Source organism: Sphingomonas phoenicis (assembly GCF_047238005.1).
GTDB lineage: Bacteria > Pseudomonadota > Alphaproteobacteria > Sphingomonadales > Sphingomonadaceae > Sphingomonas.
This window is the reverse complement of sequence record NZ_JBDFMC010000005.1, coordinates 106608-125115: the sequence shown is the minus strand read 5'-3', so window position 1 is coordinate 125115 and position 18508 is coordinate 106608. Positions and strand designations below refer to the sequence as shown.

General features: G+C 65.3%; 16 protein-coding genes. 14 read left to right on the top strand and 2 right to left on the bottom strand.

Annotated features, from left to right (window positions below; translation table 11 throughout):
• The first annotated feature begins 1 nt into the window (after position 1).
• The 8 genes from ABC319_RS19445 to ABC319_RS19410 are packed head-to-tail and all read left to right on the top strand — an operon-like array spanning position 2 to position 9566.
• Entirely contained in the window at positions 2-313 is a 312-nt protein-coding gene (locus ABC319_RS19445) for a hypothetical protein (protein WP_413071950.1), read from the top strand.
• Positions 310-1323 carry a conjugal transfer pilus assembly protein TraU gene (gene traU, locus ABC319_RS19440; protein ID WP_413071916.1) on the top strand — a complete coding sequence of 338 codons (1014 nt, stop codon included), beginning with the start codon at positions 310-312 and terminating at the stop codon, positions 1321-1323. The genes ABC319_RS19445 and traU overlap by 4 nt, the downstream gene beginning before the upstream one ends.
• Positions 1324-1331: 8 nt before the next feature.
• The gene (gene trbC, locus ABC319_RS19435; RefSeq protein WP_413071915.1) at positions 1332-2075 is read left to right on the top strand and encodes a type-F conjugative transfer system pilin assembly protein TrbC; all 744 of its coding nucleotides are present in this window, start codon (positions 1332-1334) and stop codon (positions 2073-2075) included.
• A 1-nt stretch (position 2076) separates the two neighbouring features.
• Complete coding sequence (locus tag ABC319_RS19430; RefSeq protein ID WP_413071914.1) at positions 2077-4098, top strand: conjugal transfer protein TraN; 2022 nt, start codon at positions 2077-2079, stop codon at positions 4096-4098.
• Complete coding sequence (locus ABC319_RS19425; RefSeq protein ID WP_413071913.1) at positions 4098-4460, top strand: hypothetical protein; 363 nt, start codon at positions 4098-4100, stop codon at positions 4458-4460. Before ABC319_RS19430 ends, ABC319_RS19425 begins: the two co-directional genes overlap by 1 nt.
• Position 4461: 1 nt before the next feature.
• Positions 4462-5322 carry a conjugal transfer protein TraF gene (gene traF / locus ABC319_RS19420; RefSeq protein WP_413071912.1) on the top strand — a complete coding sequence of 287 codons (861 nt, stop codon included), beginning with the start codon at positions 4462-4464 and terminating at the stop codon, positions 5320-5322.
• 47 nt (positions 5323-5369) lie between these two features.
• A complete protein-coding gene (locus ABC319_RS19415; protein WP_413071911.1) occupies positions 5370-6761 on the top strand; it encodes a conjugal transfer protein TraH in 1392 nt (463 codons plus the stop codon).
• 15 nt (positions 6762-6776) lie between these two features.
• On the top strand, positions 6777-9566 hold the full coding sequence (locus ABC319_RS19410) for a conjugal transfer protein TraG N-terminal domain-containing protein (protein WP_413071910.1): 2790 nt from the start codon (positions 6777-6779) through the stop codon (positions 9564-9566).
• A 755-nt stretch (positions 9567-10321) separates the two neighbouring features.
• On the opposite strand, the gene ABC319_RS19405 is transcribed toward ABC319_RS19410, so the two are convergent.
• Positions 10322-10591 carry an HU family DNA-binding protein gene (locus ABC319_RS19405; protein WP_413071909.1) on the bottom strand — a complete coding sequence of 90 codons (270 nt, stop codon included), beginning with the start codon at positions 10589-10591 and terminating at the stop codon, positions 10322-10324.
• A gap of 60 nt (positions 10592-10651) precedes the next feature.
• Here ABC319_RS19405 and ABC319_RS19400 point away from each other — a divergent pair, with 60 nt between their 5' ends.
• Entirely contained in the window at positions 10652-10807 is a 156-nt protein-coding gene (locus ABC319_RS19400; protein WP_413071908.1) for a hypothetical protein, read from the top strand.
• 129 nt (positions 10808-10936) lie between these two features.
• The gene (locus ABC319_RS19395; RefSeq protein ID WP_413071949.1) at positions 10937-11443 is read left to right on the top strand and encodes a Ros/MucR family transcriptional regulator; all 507 of its coding nucleotides are present in this window, start codon (positions 10937-10939) and stop codon (positions 11441-11443) included.
• 17 nt (positions 11444-11460) lie between these two features.
• On the opposite strand, the gene ABC319_RS19390 is transcribed toward ABC319_RS19395, so the two are convergent.
• Entirely contained in the window at positions 11461-11910 is a 450-nt protein-coding gene (locus tag ABC319_RS19390; RefSeq protein WP_413071907.1) for a hypothetical protein, read from the bottom strand.
• Positions 11911-12188: 278 nt separating this feature from the next.
• Between ABC319_RS19390 and ABC319_RS19385 the strand changes: the two genes are divergently transcribed.
• Genes ABC319_RS19385 through ABC319_RS19370 form a run of 4 tightly spaced genes read left to right on the top strand, consistent with a single transcriptional unit; the run spans position 12189 to position 18131 of the window.
• Positions 12189-12866 (top strand): ImuA family protein, encoded by a 678-nt coding sequence (locus ABC319_RS19385; RefSeq protein ID WP_413071906.1) that lies wholly within the window; start codon positions 12189-12191, stop codon positions 12864-12866.
• Complete coding sequence (locus ABC319_RS19380; RefSeq protein ID WP_413071905.1) at positions 12781-14580, top strand: Y-family DNA polymerase; 1800 nt, start codon at positions 12781-12783, stop codon at positions 14578-14580. Before ABC319_RS19385 ends, ABC319_RS19380 begins: the two co-directional genes overlap by 86 nt.
• Positions 14577-17840, top strand: coding sequence for an error-prone DNA polymerase (locus ABC319_RS19375; protein ID WP_413071904.1), 3264 nt, complete (start codon positions 14577-14579; stop codon positions 17838-17840). Before ABC319_RS19380 ends, ABC319_RS19375 begins: the two co-directional genes overlap by 4 nt.
• A 3-nt stretch (positions 17841-17843) precedes the next feature.
• The gene (locus ABC319_RS19370) at positions 17844-18131 is read left to right on the top strand and encodes a hypothetical protein (RefSeq protein WP_413071903.1); all 288 of its coding nucleotides are present in this window, start codon (positions 17844-17846) and stop codon (positions 18129-18131) included.
• The last annotated feature ends 377 nt before the right edge of the window (positions 18132-18508 follow it).

Genomic DNA, 18508 nt, shown 5'->3' with positions numbered 1-18508 from the left:
GATGTGGCTCGACTTCCTCAAGACCCCGATGGCCGCGCCCGAGACCAGCGGGCTGCGAGTGCTGCGGATGACCGTCCTGTCACTCGCGGTGGCGCTGGCGCTCTCGATCGCCATGCTGAAACCGTTGCGGCTCCTGCTCGGCGTCGGCGCCGGGGGGGCGATCGCCGGGCTTCTCATGGCGCTCGCAGTGCTGGTGCCGGTCTACGTCATCCGGAAGAACCGCGCGGACGGGGCCTATCTCGACGAGCTGGTCCGCGAGCATGACGACCGCGCCGACGCCGACGTGGACGCCGTTGCCCAGGTCGCGCGATGATCCGAAGGTTCCTCGCCCTGCTCGGCTTCATGATCGCGCTGGCCGCGTTGCCGGCGCCGGCAGCCGCGGTGCCCTCCAACTGCACCGGCAAGTTCGTGAATCCGGTGACGGACATCTGCTGGAGCTGCCTCTTCCCGCTGTCGGTCGGAGGCTTGCCGATCTGGCCAGGGAGCCGGCCCGATACCAAGAACCCCGCGCTACCGGTGTGCGCGTGCGGGTCGCCCGTGCCGCGCATCGGCATCGCCATCGGTTTCTGGGAGCCTGCCAGGCTCGTCGACGTGACCACCAAGCCCTGGTGCTTCCCGAACCTCGGCGGGCTGAGGCTCAATCCGGGCCTCGACATCGGCCAGGGGCAATACACCGGGCCGTTGATCAAGGGGGGAGCCACCCAAGGGACGGCCAACTGGCAGGCACATTATTACGTCTATCCGCTGCTCTACTGGATGGAGATCCTCACGGACTTCGCCTGCTTCGAGCAGACCAGCTTCGACATCGCCTACATGACCGAGATCGATCCTCTCTGGAACGACGACGTCCTGACGACGATCATCAATCCGGAGGTCGCCCTCTTCAACAATCCGATCGCGGTGGCGGCCTGCGCCGGCGACTGCGCGGCGGCGACGGCGAAGCTCCCGATCGACGAGATGTTCTGGTGCGACGGGTGCAATGGCTCGATGTTCCCGATGAACGGGAATGTCGCGGCCCATAACTCGCCGGTTCAGTCGTCTCGTCTCGCCGCTGAGCGCCTCCTGTTCAAGATGCACCGGCAAGGTCTCGCCTGGGGCACGGCGGGGTCAAAGGCCCTCTGCAACAAGTACATCATGCCGATCCTGAAGAGGTCCCAGTATCGCATTCAGATGACCAACCCGACGCCGACGGTGAACGGCAAGTACGCCTGCTCGCCGATCGGTGCGTCGACGCTGCCGCCGGACGCCGGCCGCGCCTACCCGGTAGGGGGCGAGGACTTCGGCTACCTGCTCTGGCGCAAGCGCAACTGCTGCATGCTGTGAGGTCGACCATGCGCAAGATCCTCCTCTCCGCCGCTGCCCTCGCCACACTGGGAACAGGCTGCGCCGTGCTGGCGCAGACGGTCGAAGGGCTTAACCTCGACGCGATCCGCGCGCGCTCCGCGACGATGGAGGCGGACGCCCGGGCGCTCTCGGGCGAGGTCGAGCGCCGCGGCGACGCCTTCCGCCACGATGCCGAGACGATCCGCTCCGTCGCGATGGAAAAGGTCCGCACGATCGACAAGTCGAGCCTGCCCAAGGGACCGGACGGCGCGGTGGATTTCGACGAGATGATCCAGGCCGCGTCGTCGAACATGCGGGACAACCGCGGCACCGCGCCGCAGTTCATGGTGTTCGTCTCGACGTCGATGCCCGACCAGGCGCTGAAGAGCATCATCGCCGAGACGTCGGCCGCGGGCGGAGTCGTGGTTTTCCGTGGCTTCCCCGGCAACTCGGGCAAGGCCTTCATCGCCGCGATCTCGAAGGTGGTAGAGAAGCAGCAGCAGTTCGCGTCGATCGGCATCGATCCCCGCCTCTTCCGCGCCTTCAACGTCACCGCGGTGCCAACCTACGTCGTGTCGTCGACCGACTTCACGCCGTGCGACGGCCTGACCTGCCGTTCCGACCCGCCTCCGTTTGACAGCATGGTGGGCAACGTGACGGTCCGGTACGCGCTTGAGACCTTCGCCCAGGAGAACGGCCCGGGAGCGCTCATGGCTCGCACGGCGCTGGCCAACCTCGGCCGGACGCCCTGACATGCGCGGGGGGCTCGCCATCGCCGCCTCGATCGCCTGCGCTTTCGCAGTGCAAGGCGCATTACATGCGCAGGAGCAGGCGCAGACCCAAGGCGGCTATTACGACCTCAAGGACTACAGCTACTTCACCGAGCAGCAAGCCAAGCCGGCCACCCCGACTCCGACACCGACGCCTGCGACGCAAGCATCGATCAGCGCATCCGTCTCCGCCAGCGCGGCGCCGTCCGTCGCGGCACCGAAGGCCGCGATCTCGGGCAATCCCTCAGCGCCGGCTGCGGCGGCAGCGGGCGTTCCCTACACCTACCCGAAGGGCGACCTCGCCAAGGCCAAGGCAGACGCGAAGGCGCTGGCGACCCCCGCGCGCCAAGCCGCTGCCGGACTGCCGACCGGCACGGACTTGGGGAGCACGATCCCGAGCTACACCGCCGCGTCGCAGCCGGGGACGGTCTATGCTGACGATCCCGACGGGCTCAGCGTCGCGGGCGCCTCGGCCGCGGGCGGCAACGACGCGTGGCGGACGGTCACCGACCCCTCGCGCAAGGTCGTGACCGTCGCCCCATCGGACCTTGCCGGCGCGCGCGAGGTCGAGAAGGACCCGAACAGCTTCCTCTCGGGCCAGGCGCTCGGGGCCGCGGACGGCAGCTGCAAGCCCCTGCCCTCGCCCGGCGGCACGGATTATTACGAGGCCACCTGCAACAAGGGCGCCACGATCACGGAGACGCCGGCGAGCTGCACCGGCCAGATGGACCCGGTCGTCGTCAACACGCTTCGCTGGTTCTACTACGGCGTGCCCGCGGGGAAGGAAGGCTACGGCTTCGCCTCCAACACGGTGATGAACGCCAAGGTCGCAGCGGGCGTCTGCCGCGCCGAGCCGGTGTCCAAGCACATCTGCGACGCGCAAATCGAGCTCGGGGCGGGCGGCGACGACGTCAATGCCTACCGCAAGTTCTGCATGAAGAACGTGAGCGGCACGGCCCAGCAATACTCCTGCTCGGCCGAGATCCCGCAAGGTGAGATCCCCAGCCACTGGAACTTCAAGACCAGCACCGTCTACCTCAAGACGGAAGGCAGCCAGAGCGTCACGGTGAACCGTAACGAGGGCACCTGCCCGGCGTTGGAAGCGGACACGACCTGCACGGCGCAGGGACCCGAGGTCTGCACCGAAGGCCCGGAGACCCGCATCATTTCCGGCGTCGCCGTGACCCAGGCGTGCTGGCGCTGGTCGCGCGCGTTCACGTGCCAGAGGATCACGCAGGCATCGGACTGCGCCGACCTCGAGAACAACGGCAAATGCGCCTACGTCCGTGACGAGTGCCTCGACGATCCCCAGGTCGGGCCATGCCAGGTGTCGACTAAGGTCTACAAATGCCCTGTGCCGACGAAACCTGCCGACGGGACCGAGAAGTACATCTGCGGTGATGACGTCTATTGCATCAACGGCGATTGCGAGCCGATCGAGCGCGAGGCGTCGACCGAGTTCAAGGACGCGGTCGTCGGGCTGCACGTCCTCGGTCAGGCCAACGCGGAGTTCGACGAGGCGACCCTGACGCTGTTCTCCGGCACGCGCGAGACCTGCAACAAGAAGATCTTCGGCGCGTCGAATTGCTGCTCCGGTAAGGGCGTGCCGCTCCTCACGCCGTGGCTTTGCAGCTCGGCCGAGAAGCAGCTCGATGAGAAGGACGACAAGGGTCTCTGCCACAAGGTCGGGAGCTACTGCTCCGACAAGGTGCTCGGCATCTGCGTCACGTCCAAGGACGCGTATTGCTGCTTCGAGAGCAAGCTGAGCCGCATCCTGCAAGAGCAGGGTCGCCCGCAGCTCGGCAAGCCCTGGGGCAAGCCCAAGACGGAAACCTGCAAGGGTTTCACCATCGACGAGTTCTCGCGCCTCGACCTGTCCGTGATGGACTTCACGGAGGTCTATGCCGAGTTCACCGACGCCGCGAAGCTTCCCGACGAGCTGGAGACCTCCAAGCAGATCCAGGAGCGCATCCACGCCTACTACGACGCGAAGGCGAAGAAGTGATGGCCGACGTGGTCCGCTACGACCGCGAGCGCAAGCTGACCGACCTGACGGTGGTGGAGTTCGCGATCCTGACCGCGCTCTGCCGCGTCGGGCCGCACCCAGCGCCGTTCCTCCTCCCGACGCTCGGCGAGTGGTTCGGGGAGACGCTCGGCTTGTCCGATATCGAGCCTGCGATCGGCCGGCTCGGGCGTGTCGGCTACATCACCCGCGCCGGGGATGTCTTGGTGCCCGATGTGAGCGCTCGGGACGCCACCACCACCCTTTACGGCATGCTCTACCGGATCCTTGCGCACGACCTGGTCAGGTTGATCTCGCTTAAGGATCCGTCCCTCCTCGACCTGCTGAAATCGAAAGGCTCCTGACATGCGCTCGCCGTTGACCCTCGCCCTGATCCTGTCGCTCGCAGTGTCCGGAGCGATGTCGACCGCAGCGACTGCCCAGCTGGCCGACTCCGTCGGCCCGGCTGGCGCGCGCGAGGAGGTCCAGCCGGAGGCGCAGCAGGGACCGGACCAGACCGGCGACGATTTCTACTGCCGCGAGCGTCGGCTCGGCGAATGGTTCTACTGCGAGAAGCCCAAGGCCAAGCCGTCGCAGCAGCGCGCCGAGCAGCCATCGCAATCGTCCTCGGAGCAGCTGGCGGCGATCTCCAAGCAGCTGGAGGAGATGAAGGCCAGAGCGATCCTCGAACCGACGACGGAGAACATCTCCGCCTACATCGCCTTCCAGCGCGAGCAGCTGAACCGGGCGTCGTCGTTCGCCGATATGTGGCGGCGCACGATCTGGCAGAACCCGGAGCTCGACTACACGCTGCAGCGGCCGGTCAACCAGCTCGGCAAGCGCACATGGCTCGACGGGCGCACGGCTGACAAGAACCGCGTGCTGTCCTCGATCTCGAAGCGGTACGGGGTCTTCTACTTCTACTCGTCCGCGTGCGCCGCGTGCGAGGTCTTTGGGCCGATCATGCGGAGCGTCTCAGAGCGGTTCGGCCTGACCGTGATGGCCGTATCGCTGGACGGCGGTCCGTCCAAGGCGTTCCCGAACTTCACTGTCGACACGGGTCAGTACCGCGCGATGGGGATGCAGGGGCAGCAGGTGCCCGCCCTGGTCCTATTCGACACCGTGACGAAGCGTCCCATGCCGATCGGCTACGGCGTCATGGCCGCGGACGAGGTGATGGACCGTATCTTCACCCTTACCAGCGTCGAACCCGGGAGTGACTTCTGATGCGCTTGGCTCTCCGGTTCTGTGCGGCCGTCTTCGCGCAGATCACCATGATCCTGGCCCTCGGCGGCCTGGTCGTCACGCCGGCGATGGCCGACGTCGGCTCCGAGATGAACAGCTACTTCAACTCGGCCGGCACCGCAGCGAACGTCACCGGCCCGTCCGCGTTCAACGGGCAGTCGGCCGGCTACTACTCGGGCGGCAGCCTGTGGAGCCGGTTCCCGTCCAAGACGATCAACCCTGTCAACGTCCAACTGCCGAGCGCCCGCGCTGGGTGCGGCGGAATCGATCTCTTCGCCGGCAGCTTCAGCTTCATCAACGCCGACGAGATGGTCGCCATGCTGAAGGCGACCGCAAACAACGCGATCGGCTTCGCCTTCCAGCTCGCGATCGACAGCATCTCCGCGCAGATCGGCGGGGTGATGAAGGACATGAGCCAGCGGGTTCAGCAGCTCAACGCCTTCAACATGTCGAGCTGCGAGGCCGCTCAGCAGGCGATCGGCTCGATTTGGCCGGCGATGGACGGGGCGAGCTCTACCATCTGCCAGCAGGTGGGCGGCGCCAAAGGCTTCTTCTCCGACGCGGCCGCGGCGCGCCACGGCTGCACGAACAAGGGCGAGCGCGAGGACACCATCGCCAAGGCGGGTGATGCGGCCGAGCTCGTCCAGAGCAAGAATTACACCTGGTATGCGCTGATGTCGAAGTCGGCCACCAAACCGCCGACGGAGTACGCGGAGTTCCTGATGACGATGGTCGGGACGATAATCTACGACTCCACGAAGAAGGCGGACAGCATGGGGGGCTTCCACTTCATCGCCCCCGCCAGCTGGGACATGTACCAAACCTTGCTCGACGGCTCCGCTACGGCACCGACCAAGGTGCTGCGGTGTGACACCAGCGACGAAAAGGGCTGTCTCAACCCCACCAACCAGGACCTGAGTGTATCGAACGACCAGGCCTTCCGCACCCGCGTGATGAAGATGCTCGACAGCATGAGCGCCAAGATCCGCACCAACTCGGCCCTCTCCGGCGAGGAGATCAGCCTGCTCGGGATGACCAGCATCCCGCTCTACAAGATCCTTGTGGTAGACGAGGCGGCGCATTTCGGCATGTCACCGGCCGACAAGTCCAGCCTGTCCGAGATCGTCGCGATCGACCTGCTGATGGCGCAGATCGACCGCATGCTCGACGTCGTATCGCGCGCGCAGAGCGGTGCCGCGTTTGTGAACATGGACGAGTTCAAGACGTGGCGCAGCCAGGTCGACAGCGTGAAGACCGAACTGGCCCGCAAGAGCCAGCGCATGAGCGCGAACCTCAACGACACCTACCGCGTGATCGAGCGCACGCAGATGCTCGAATCCACACTCAAGAACACCATGAGCCCCCAGATGACCGCCTCTCTCCGGTTCGGCCGGGGTCTGTCAGCTCAGGGCCTCCGGTAAGAGGGAACGGGTACGATGCCCACGCTCGAAGTGTTCACCATTGGCGGCGGCGAGTACATCGTCAACGTCTTCAACGCGGTCGCGGCTTGGTGCGAAGGTGGCGGCTACCGGTCGCTCCTCCAGGTCGTGATGGTGATGGGCCTTGCCTATTCGCTGTGCGTGGTGGCCTTCTCGCTGGATTGGCGCGCGTGGCTCAACTGGTTCGTCCAGTCGACGCTTATCTACATGCTGCTGATGGTGCCGACCGTGACGGTCAAGGTGACCGACCGGATCAACCCGGGCCTAGCACCCGCCGTCGTCGACAACGTCCCACTGGGCCTCGGCGTGATGGCGTCGTTCACCAGCCAGATCGGCGACTGGATGACGCGGACGGCCGAAACCGTGTTCGTCATGCCCAATGCCGTGGCGCTCTCAAACAACGGGATGATCTACGGTGCGCGACTAATGGAGAAGGCCCGGACCTTCCAGATCACCGACGCCGTGTTCCGGGCCAACCTCGACGAGCAGCTGAAGCAATGCACGTTCTACGACGTGCTGCTGGGTTTCAAGTCGATGGACGACCTCACCCGCTCCACCAACACCTGGGCGGCGATCGGGCCGGGCAGCCCGGCGCGCAGTCAAAAGTGGATCACGTCGACCGGGCCCGGCACGACAGAGGCGTCTATCATCCCTTGCAACGAGGCCTATTCGCGGCTCGACAGCCAATTCAACGCGGCGATCGACAAGGATCTGCTGCCGTTTGCGAAGAACACCTATCCCAAGCTCGCCGACACGATCGCGGCGCAGAAGCTGCGCGACGACTTGCCGATCGTGGCCGGGTACATGCACGGCACGCCCAAGGATGCGTACTCGTACCTGAAGCAGGTATCGACCATCGACGCCTTCCTGGCCGCGCGGGAAAGCTTCTCCGATGCGGGTTGGGACGCGTATGCCTCGCAGCGTGCCGACGCGCAGGCCAAGAACACCTACACCTCCATCGCCCAGCAAGCGATGACGTGGGTTCCCCTTCTCGGCATTGTGCTCACCGTTGTTTTCTACGCGATGTTCCCCGTCCTTTTCCCGCTCTTCCTATTTCCGCGAACTGGCGTCTCGACGCTGAAGGGGTATGCCGTGGGGTTCTTCTACCTCGCGAGCTGGGGGCCGCTGTACGTCATCCTGCACATGTTCGTGATGAGCCGGGCGGCAAGCGCGTACGCGGCAGTGGCGCCGAACGGGCCGACCCTTCTGGTCGCCGACGGCATCGACAGCGTGAACGTCGATATCTCGACGCTCGCCGGATTTCTGATGATGAGCGTGCCTTTCTTGGCGGCCGGGATGGCGAAGGGCGCAATGGCGATCGCGGGACAGGCGACGTCGATGCTGATGCCGGCGCAAAACGCGGCCGAGCAGGCGGCGACCGAACGGACGACCGGCAACTACTCGTATGGCAACACCTCGTTCCAGAACCTCACGTCGAGCATGGTCCAGGCGAACAAGTGGGACACCGCACCAATGGTGACCGGCGGCTTCGCCCGCCAGTCCTTCTTTAACGACGATGGCTCGCAGACGAACTACATGGCCAACGGCGCCATGGTCTACAATTCGACGGGCGCGATCAGCAACCTGCCGCAGAAGTTCACGATCAGCGAGGGCGGCGTGGCAGAGATGCGCCAGAGCGCGGCCGAGTACCACAACCAGGCAAATCAGTTGCGGAACTCACTTTCCGAGAGTTGGGGCGCAGGAAGCCGCAGCTCGAACGCCTTCACCTCTGGCACACGCAATTCGTTCGGCACTGAGGGTTCGTCTGGCACCGAGAGTGGGTCGAATACCACCAGCTATGATCGTCGGGGAATGTCGACGACGGATGGGAACAGCCAGTCTCGTCAGATTACCTCGGGAGTGCGCGGGAGCGAGGGTGCTCGGGACATTTACACGTCGAACGAGACCAGCAGCGCCTCTATGTCGGCGGGCGTCAGCATCGGAGGCAAAGGGTCTTTGCTGGGCAAGCTCTCGCCCATCAGGGCTGGCGCGGATATCAGCCATGGCGGCAACATTTCGGACGGCATTCAGCTCGATCGAGGGACGGAGCGCTCGCGTGGCGATCAGTCTACGGACGGCACAACGCATGGTGCCGATCAAACGCATGGCAACGGCCAAGACACCCAGGTCTCGGACGGCACCTACCACCGCGACGGGTCGTCGTACCGAAACGAGCAGTTCGCCGGCAACACCTCCACGTCTGAGACCTTCAAGGAGCACGCCGAGCGGATCAACCGTGAAGCCTCGGCACTGGACGACAAGGGCCGGCGACTGGAGGAGGCAGCAAGCTATGCCGAGACCCACGGGTACACGCTGACCGAGGACATGAGCCAGTATGTCGCGTCCAGATACTTCGAACTACAGCACGGCGATTATGCGGCGCTGAACGCACCCGACATCTATCGGACAAACCTCAACCTCGATCAGCGCATGGCACGCGACGAGATCGTGAAGGCCGCGATGCGGGACTACATCGGGGGTCCTCGCGGGACCGTTTCTTCGCGCTTGGAAGAACGGGATATCGTCGACGTGGTCGCCCCAAAGCCAGCATCGGTCGAGCAAATGAGCGGCAGCGTTGCCCATCACGTGTCCGGTCGCGGTGGACCACAGGGCGAAGATTCAGCCCGCGACGCGAGGCGTGGTGCTATCGCTGCAGGACAAGGTGAGATCGGAGACGCGGTGACTGGCTTGCAGGAGTCACACACTGGGTCGGTGATCGGTGCCTCCGACCTCCAGCGCGAGCACGCGGAAGGCACGGATACGAAGTGGCACGCTAAGCGAAGATAGCGGCAAGCTGCTCGGGGAAGAAGATGAACGCCGCTACAACAAGCAGGAATAGTCCTATTACCACTAGGCCAAGTAGCGAGCTATCGGACCCAACGAGGACCGTTGGCTCATCGTCGCGAAGACGTGCAAGCTGATCCTCATGCGCTTGCTCGACCCCAGGCCGATATACGCCAGTGGCAGCGATGTCCCAGCTATTCGTCCAGCCACGAAGCGGCATGATCGTGATCCTCGACGTCAGACCTCGAAATCTAGCAGCTTGCCGTACGAGATGCGACAGCTATCTGTGGCTTAAACGTCACAAGGAGGCCTTTGTGCCGCAAACGGCGCTCGATCTCGAGGTTCGCTATGCTCAACTGGTAGGACGCTACTTGACGTTCTACGACGCTTTGCGGCTTCGTAAGCGGCGACCGTAATCGGCAGCACGACGTCAGTTCCAGGACGTCGCCTCGGGCAAGTCAGAGCCGGTCACCGAACACGAGAAGGCGTATGTCTGGCACCTCACCCGAAATCATACAGCGCCCTTCGGGGTTCCCATGGCAGCATCCCATATCGATCAGATATTGGCTGACTTTGCCGTGGGCTCCAGGCCGGTGGACAGCGATGTTGCCACCAAGTGGGACAACGCCTTCCGAGAACACCGCAACGGCAGGGGATACTATTGATCCTCGCGGAGGAGCAAGGCGCCGGACCGTACATCCTCCGCAGCCCGAGAATCATGCGCGGGCCATAATGGCGGCCGACCGTCCGCCTCTGGCTCAGAGCTTGTCCTTGAGGCTCTTTGCAGCGGCAAACGACACCTTCTTGGATGCGGCGATGTCCATCGGCTTCCCCGTCGCAGGGTTCCGGCCCTGGCGTGCCGGGCGGTCCTTTACCGTGAACTTGCCGAAGCCGGGGATCGACACTTCCTCCCCACGTCCGGCCGCCTCAGCGATCTCGGTGAAGACGGCCTGTATCGTCGCCTTCGCCTGGGGCTCGGTGGAGTTTGTCGTGGCCGCGATCTTCTTGGCGAGGTCGGACGTGTTCATGGTAGGTGTTCTCCGGTTCGTTCGTGAGGGACAATAATGACCGTCGAGAGTGAGACAACCATGATGCTCGATCAGGCCGATGCCAGCGCGGTGAGGCAGATGGTCGAGTGGCTCGACGACAAGGCAGTGATCAAGGTGTTCGAGCTGACCGATGGCGAAGGCGCGATCGCGGACCTCGCTGCAGCGCAGATGGAGAAGAGGAACCTCGACTTCTGACGTGGTGACGGCCGCTCGGCACCGGTGGAAGGGGGCAGTCGCGGCTTGACGTTGCTCTCGCTATACGGGCGTTTGACACCAATGCGGTTCGGCGAGCGGCCGGCCGCTAAACTGATGATGGGAGTGGTAATGGCGGAAGGACAAGGCGGCGCTGAATCGGTCAACGCTGTGGAGCTTGCGGCGGAGCTGACGATCGCTTGGCTCAGCAACTCCAATACCCGTGTTGCCGCCGACGACGTTCCTGGCTTCCTCCAGTCGATGCACAATGCGGTAAGCCAGCTTTCAAACGTCGTTCCCAAGGTCGGGGAAGCGCAGCCGGAGGCAGGGTTCGCACCAGCGGTGAGCGTCCGCAAGTCGCTAGCGTCGAAGGATCACATCGTTAGCATGATCGACGGCAAGCCGTACAAGACGCTTCGCCGCCATCTGGCGACCAACGGCCTCACGCCGGAGGAATACCGGCAGCGTTATGGCCTCAAGCCCGACTACCCGATGGTCGCGGAGAACTACAGCGCCACTCGTTCTGCCATGGCCAAGTCGCTCGGGCTCGGCCGCAAACGTAGCGCGCCCAGTGAGCCGGAGCCGGCTCCGGCGCCGGCCAAGGCGGCACCCAAGCGCAGGAACCGTGCGAAGAGCTGATCGGTGAAGGATTTGCCCTAGGGACCGCCGAGCAGCCGTTCGCGTGTCAGTCGGGGATCCTCGAACAGGTCGCGAAGTGCCCGCAGCCGATAGGCATTCCACCACCGTTGCCAGCGGTGCTCGGCAGCATCGTGGAGCATATGGCAGCGCTGACACAGCGCAGCCAAGTTCGCGGGCGCGCTGTTCGCGGGATCATGGTCCAGGTGCGCGCACGCGAGCACGACGTAGGTCACGCGCACGACAGCCAGATCGAAGGCCTGTCGTGTCCTGATGCGGCGCCCCGTTCCCGATCGCCAGCAGGCGTTGTTGGCGTCCCACCAGCGACCGTCGCCGAGGTGCGCGATCAGTCGCAGATGCGGCCGCGCGCACTGCTCACACCGAGCGCCTGCACGATCAAAGCGAATGGCCGCAGAGAGCTGGGGCCAGTCGATCGGATAAAGCCAGCGGTTCTCGGGTCGGATCGGCACAACGATCCTATGAGTCAGCCAAGCGCCAAACGAAAGAAAAATCTTCTCCTTATGTTTATGCCTTGTCGTGGGTCTGTTCCGCAGGATTCCGCCGTTCCCGCGGTGCCTTAGTCTCTTACCGCACCCGTTCGGCCGGGTTGACGGCTCCCCCTCGTTGACGGAACATAGAGAGAACGATCTGAGTCTAGTCGATTATGCCAGCCGCTTCCGTTCCGCTTAACCCTTCTCTCGCCGACCTCCGCGCTTTCGCAGCGCCGGCCGCCCAGGACCACCGCGTCATGCCGTTCGGAATTACTGATCTCGATGCTCGTCTAGGTGGAGGGCTTCGTGCGGGCGCGCTGCACGAAGCGACGGCGCTCGCGGCCACGCTGGCAGACGATGCCGCAACGACGCTCTTCCTCGCCGGCATCGCCGCGCGAGAGGCGTTTGGACGTGGTCAGCCGGTGCTTTGGGTGACCTGCCGAACGGATCTGTACGCGCCGGGTCTCGCCCAAGCGGGGCTTCTGGCGTCTGATGTCATCTATGCCGAAGCGCGGGAGGACGCGCAGCTGCTGGCGGTCATGGAGGACGCGGTGCGAGACGGCACCCCGGCAGCAGTGATCGGAGAGATTTCGCGCCTCCCGATGATAGCGGCGCGGCGTTTGCAGCTCGTGGCAGCCGACGCGGACATCCCGGTGCTACTGCTGCGCCGATCGCGGGCGCGCCAGCCCGACCCGTATGCCGAGCCATCGGCCGCATGGACCCGTTGGCGGATAGGCGTTGCGCCATCCGCACGCCTCGCCGTGGCGGGGGTAGGCCGCGCGCGCTGGCAGGTCGAACTGGTGCGACAGCGCGGCGGTGAACCATTTTCCCTGATCGTGGAGGGATGCGATGAGACGGGTCGTCTCACTGTTCCTGCCGCACTTGGCCATCGAGAGGCTGAGGCGGTTGGAGCGGTACGCACCGCGGCGGCCTGAGCCGCTGCGCGCCATCGAGCTGCCTGTCGATACCGATCCCGGTGCCTGTTCGGTCCCGCGCGGTGGTGGCTGGCGGCCGGGCGCACGATGGGCGCGAGCTGAAGAGCCAACCCGCGCGGAGGTGGAGCGGCAGGTAGCCGCCCTCCCCGTCCATGCTCAGCCTCCGGTCCGAGAACTGGGGCGTCGCTTGGAAGCGGCTGATCAGCCGTTTCGCCACGGCACCAAGCTGGCATCGCCGACTGCGCCGGCCGCAGCGATGGCGGCCGCTGGGACGGGTCACGAGCCGCTGGTGCTCGTCGGAAAAGTTGGTCGACGCGAGGAGGTGGTCTCCGCCTGCGCGTCCGCGCGGAGCTTGGGCATCAGCATCGGCATGGCGGCGACCCATGCACGAGCGCTCGTCGCCGAACTCGACGTGCGGCCTGCTCAGCCCGACGCGGATGCCGCGGTCCTTTCCCGGCTTGCATTGTTGGCGGTCAGGCGGTGGTCTCCGCTCGTCGAGGTCACTCCGCCGGATGGCCTCTGGCTGGACCTGGCGGGCTGCGCGCATCTGCATGGCGGAGAAGAGCGGTTCGCCCGGCGCCTGCGATCGTTCTGCGCGCGCGCGGGGTTCACTGCCCGCGTCGCGGTCGCGGACACGCCCGGCGCCGCGCACGCTCTCGCCCGGTTCGGACCGGCCGATCTGACCTGGGCGCCTGCCGGCGGGACGGTCGCGGCCATCGCCTCCCTGCCGGTCGCGGCGTTGCGGCTCGAGCCGGTGGCGTTAAGCGCCGCGCGCCGCTTCGGGTTCGAGGCGATTGGTGATCTCCTGCCCGTCGCGCGGGGTCCCCTCGCCCGGCGATTGGGCCTCGGAGTGGTGACCCGCCTCGATCAGGCGCTGGGCGCCGCGGCAGAGCCGATCACGGCCGTGAGCGATCCTGTCGCGCCGGCTGTCGAGCGTCGTCTGCTGGAGCCGATCGGCACCGCGGAAGCAATCGTGCAGGTCATGGCGGACCTTCTCGATGACCTTGCCGGTGTCTTGCAGGAGCGTGGGCTCGGCGCAAGGTCGGTCCAGCTATCCTGCCTCCGTGTGGACGGCGGCGAGCAGCGCGTCGCGATCGGCACCTCGCGCGCGACGCGCGATGCGAAGCATCTTCTGCGCCTCCTGAAGCTCAGGGTCGAGCGCATCGATCCAGGTCTGGGACTGGAACAGTTCTGCATGGTGGCGCCGCATACCGAGCCGCTTGTTGCGACGGACCTCGGTGCCGTCCTGGCGGGCGAGGTGCTCGTGCGGGATCCCGCTCGCCTCGTCGACGTCGTCGCCGGCAGGATTGGGGAGCGGTCAGTGTATTGCGTCGCTCCGCTGGAGAGCCACGTCCCTGAGCGGGCGGCCGTCAGGGTTGATCCGGTCGGCGAGACCGGAGCGTGGCCAAGTTGGCCACGGCCGGTACGCCTGTTCGCCCATCCGGAGCCTCTCGCGAGCGTGATCGCGTTGCTGCCTGACCATCCCCCGCGACGGTTCGAGTGGCGCGGCCGCTCCCACCGCGTCGTCGCCGGCGACGGACCGGAGCGCATCCATGGCGAGTGGTGGCGGCGCGAGGCCGAGGTTTGGGCGGTGCGCGACTATTACCGCGTCGAGGACGAGGCGGGGGGTCGGTACTGGGTGTTCCGGCGCGGTGATGGAGTGGAGGACGATACCGGCGATCGAAGCTGGTGGATTCACGGCGTGTTCGGATGACGGACTATGTCGAGTTGCAGCTCCTCACCCACTTTTCACTTCTCCGAGGCGCCTCGTCTCCGGAAGAGCTCTTTTCGGCCGCGGCGCTGCTCGGGTATCGGGCGCTCGGCGTGGCCGACCTGGGTACGGTCGCCGGCGTCGTCAGGGCTTGGGAGGCGCAGAAGCAGACCTCCGTACGCTCGATCGCGGGAGCGCGTGTCGATTTCGTAGATGGCCGACGACTGATCCTGTACCCGACCGATCGGCCCGCCTGGTCGAGGCTATGTCGTTTGTTGACCATCGGGAAGCGCCGCGCCGGCAAAGGCGGCTGCGAGCTTCAATGGCAGGATCTGGCACCGTGGTCTGAGGGGTTGATCGCGATCCTCCTTCCGGAGGAGCCGGACGAAGCGAACTCAGCGGCGCTGGCAGACCTCAAGGCGCTCTACGGCCGACGGGGGTACCTGGCGTTGTTTCAGCGGCGCCGGCCGGGTGATGCGGTGCGCATCGATGCGCTCGCCCGGCAGGCGCGGGAAGCGGGCGTGCGCGCGGTCGTGACGGGTGCCGTGCTTTACCATGCGCCCGAGGCGCGCCTCCTTCAGGACGTGGTGACCGCGGTCCGGGAGAAATGCACGGTGGACGAGCTCGGCTACCGCCGCGAGGTCAACGCGGATCGCGCGCTCAAGTCGCCGGAGGAAATGGTGCGGCGTTTCGCCGCCTATCCGGATGCGCTGCGCGCCAGCGTCGACATCGCGCGAGCCTGCACCTTTGACCTGGGAGAGCTCGCCTACCAATACCCCCACGAGCGGTTGATCGAAGGGCTGAGCGCACACGAGGCGCTGGAGCAGCTAACGGCGGAAGCGGCCGGGCAGATGTTCGCCGACGACGTGCCGGCGGCATACCGGGACCAGCTCGACCACGAATTGAAGCTGATCCGCGAGCTGTCCTACGCGCCCTACTTCTTGACCGTCCATTCGATCGTCCGCGAGGCCCGCCGGCGCGGCATCCTGTGCCAGGGGCGCGGTTCGGCGGCCAATTCGTGCGTGTGCTTCGTCCTCGGCATTACCTCGATCGACCCCATCAAGCATGAACTGCTGTTCGAAAGGTTCATCTCGGGCGAGCGGCGCGAGCCGCCCGACATCGACGTCGATTTCGAGCACGAACGACGCGAGGAAATCATCCAGTGGATTTACGAGACCTACGGCCGGGACCGCTCTGCGCTAACGGCGGTGATCCAGCGCTATCGAGCGCGGGGGGCGGTCCGCGACGTCGGCAAGGCGTTGGGGCTCCCTGAGGACCTGACGAAGGCTCTCGCCGGATTGGTATGGGGATGGTCGGTCGACGGTGTTGGCGAGCAGCATCTCGAGCAGCTGAACCTCAACAACGCCGACCGGCGTCTGCGCCTCACTCTTGACCTCGCACGCAAGCTCATCGGCGTGCCGCGCCATACCGGTCAACACCCAGGCGGGTTCGTCCTAACCCAGGATCGGCTCGACGACCTGGTGCCGATCGAGCCGGCCGCGATGGATGATCGTCAGATCATCGAATGGGACAAGGACGACATCGACGCCCTGCGGTTCATGAAGGTGGACGTCCTGGGGCTGGGAATGCTCGGCTGCATGAACCGGGCGTTCAACCTTCTTGAACAGGCGAAAGGTATCCGGCTCGGGCTTGCGGACCTGCAGGACGACGATCCCGCCGTGTTCGCGATGATCCAGAAGGCCGACACCCTCGGGACCTTCCAGATCGAGAGCCGCGCGCAGATGAACATGCTGCCGCGCATGAAACCGCAGCGATTCTACGACCTTGTCATCCAGGTCGCGATCGTCCGGCCGGGTCCGATCCAAGGCGACATGGTGCATCCATACCTCCGGCGTCGCGAAGGCCTGGAGCGGCCCGAGTACCCGCGCCCCGAGCTCCGCAGTGTCTTGGAGAAGACGCTGGGGGTGCCCCTCTTCCAGGAACAGGCGATGAAGGTCGCTATCGTCGGGGCTGGTTTTACCGCCGCAGAGGCCGACCAATTGAGAAGGGCCATGGCCACCTTCAAGTTTACCGGGGGCGTGTCGCGCTTTTCGGAGAAGCTGATCGGCGGGATGGTCGAGCGGGGCTATCCCAGGGACTTCGCGGAACGCACTTTCCGCCAGCTCGAGGGCTTCGGCAGCTACGGCTTTCCGGAAAGTCACGCTGCGAGTTTTGCGAAGATCTCCTACGCGTCGAGCTGGATGAAGCATCATCATCCCGACGTCTTCTGCGCAAGCCTGATGAACGCCCAGCCAATGGGATTCTACGGGGTCGCACAGATCGTGGGAGATGCCCGCAAGCATGGTGTCGATGTTCGGCCTCCCTGCATCAACGCGAGCCGGTGGGATTGCAGTCTGGAACCGACCAGTGGTCCCTATCTGGCCGTCCGCCTCGGGCTTGGCCAGGTGCGGGGGTTGTCCAATGCCGATGGCGCGGCAATCGTGGCATCGCGCGGGGAGGCGCCATTCGAGTCCGTGGAGGATGTCTGGCGCCGCTCCGGCGTCCAGCGTGCCGCGATCGAGAAGCTGGCCGATGCCGACGTCTTCCACGGCTTCGGCGCGGATCGCCGGCAGGGCCTTTGGGAGGTGCGTGGGCTCGGGGAAGCGCCCCTTCCTCTCTTTGCAGCGGCTGATCGCGCGGCGATTGCCTTCAGTCCGGAGGGCGTCGAGCCGGACGTCGCGTTGCGGCCGCTTACCGACGGGCGCGAGGTAGTCGAGGATTACAGGTCGCTGCAGCTCTCCCTCCGCGCGCATCCGGTGGCGTTCCTGCGGGACGAGCTCGCGCGCCGTGGTGTGACGCGTTGTGCGGATCTTGCCGGTGTTCGCGATGGGCGGCACGTCGAGGTCGCAGGCATCATCCTCGTCCGGCAAAAGCCCGGCAGCGCAAAAGGCGTCCTCTTCATAACGATCGAGGACGAGACCGGCGTCGCGAACGGGATCTTATGGCCCGATCGTTTTGAGGCGCAGCGGCGCACCGTCATGTCAGCGTCGATGATCTGCATGAAGGGTAGAGTTCAGAAAGAGGGCGAGGTGATCCACGTCATCTGCGACCGGATTATCGACCACGGCGACCTGCTGCTTCGCGTCGGCGAGATGTCTTTCCCGCATCATACCGGGCGCGGTGACGGTGCCCGGCATGGTGGCACGCCCGACCGCGGCGATGCTGTTTGGAAGCCGTCCTCCCGTAACTGCTACTGGCCACCCCACGCGGAGGGCATGGATCCCGAAGAGGTCGTGCGGATGCAGTCGCGCGACTTTCGCTGACTCATGGTTCGCCTTCCGCTGCACCAACGCAAGATCATCAGCTATTCCCTCGATGTGCTTCGGGCGGCGGCGGCTCGTTCGTCTGACACGCGGATTGACAGGATCGACGTGAAGCTGGCGCTACGGTGCCTTCTGCCGCACTGCCCCGAGAAGTGGCCCCTGCTGCTGTTCTGGGATGCTGCCTGTCAGCCCAACGAAATTGGCCGTGCGCAAGGAGTCACCGCGGCCTTCAACGGCATCGTGCGCCAGCTGCGCAGATCTGGTTGCTATGAAGAGGTGAGCATCACGTGATCAGCTACATTCTGTTTAGGCACAATGACATTCGAGAAAAGTCGCCCACCTGTCGAGATGATGGGCGGGAAGCGGCCCGGCTACTTTCCGCGACGGACATGGCATAAGCTGCCGCTTGTCAGCACGCCGGCACGGCGCAGGCTCAGGCTGGAGCATCCTCCCTTGTCTCATGCGGCTTCATCTGAAGTCGCGCCGCTTCTTTAGTGGCTTGGACGGCTTTGTATCCTTGATCAGCGCTTCAAGCTCGATGAGAGGCGTACCGTGTCGGAGGCGGGATTGTTGCAGCTGTGACCATGGTGGCCATAAACGATCGATCGGGTCTGTAGCGAGGCGGCTTCAGAAGCACCGCGCCTTCGGATGGGCAAGGCGTGTCACAG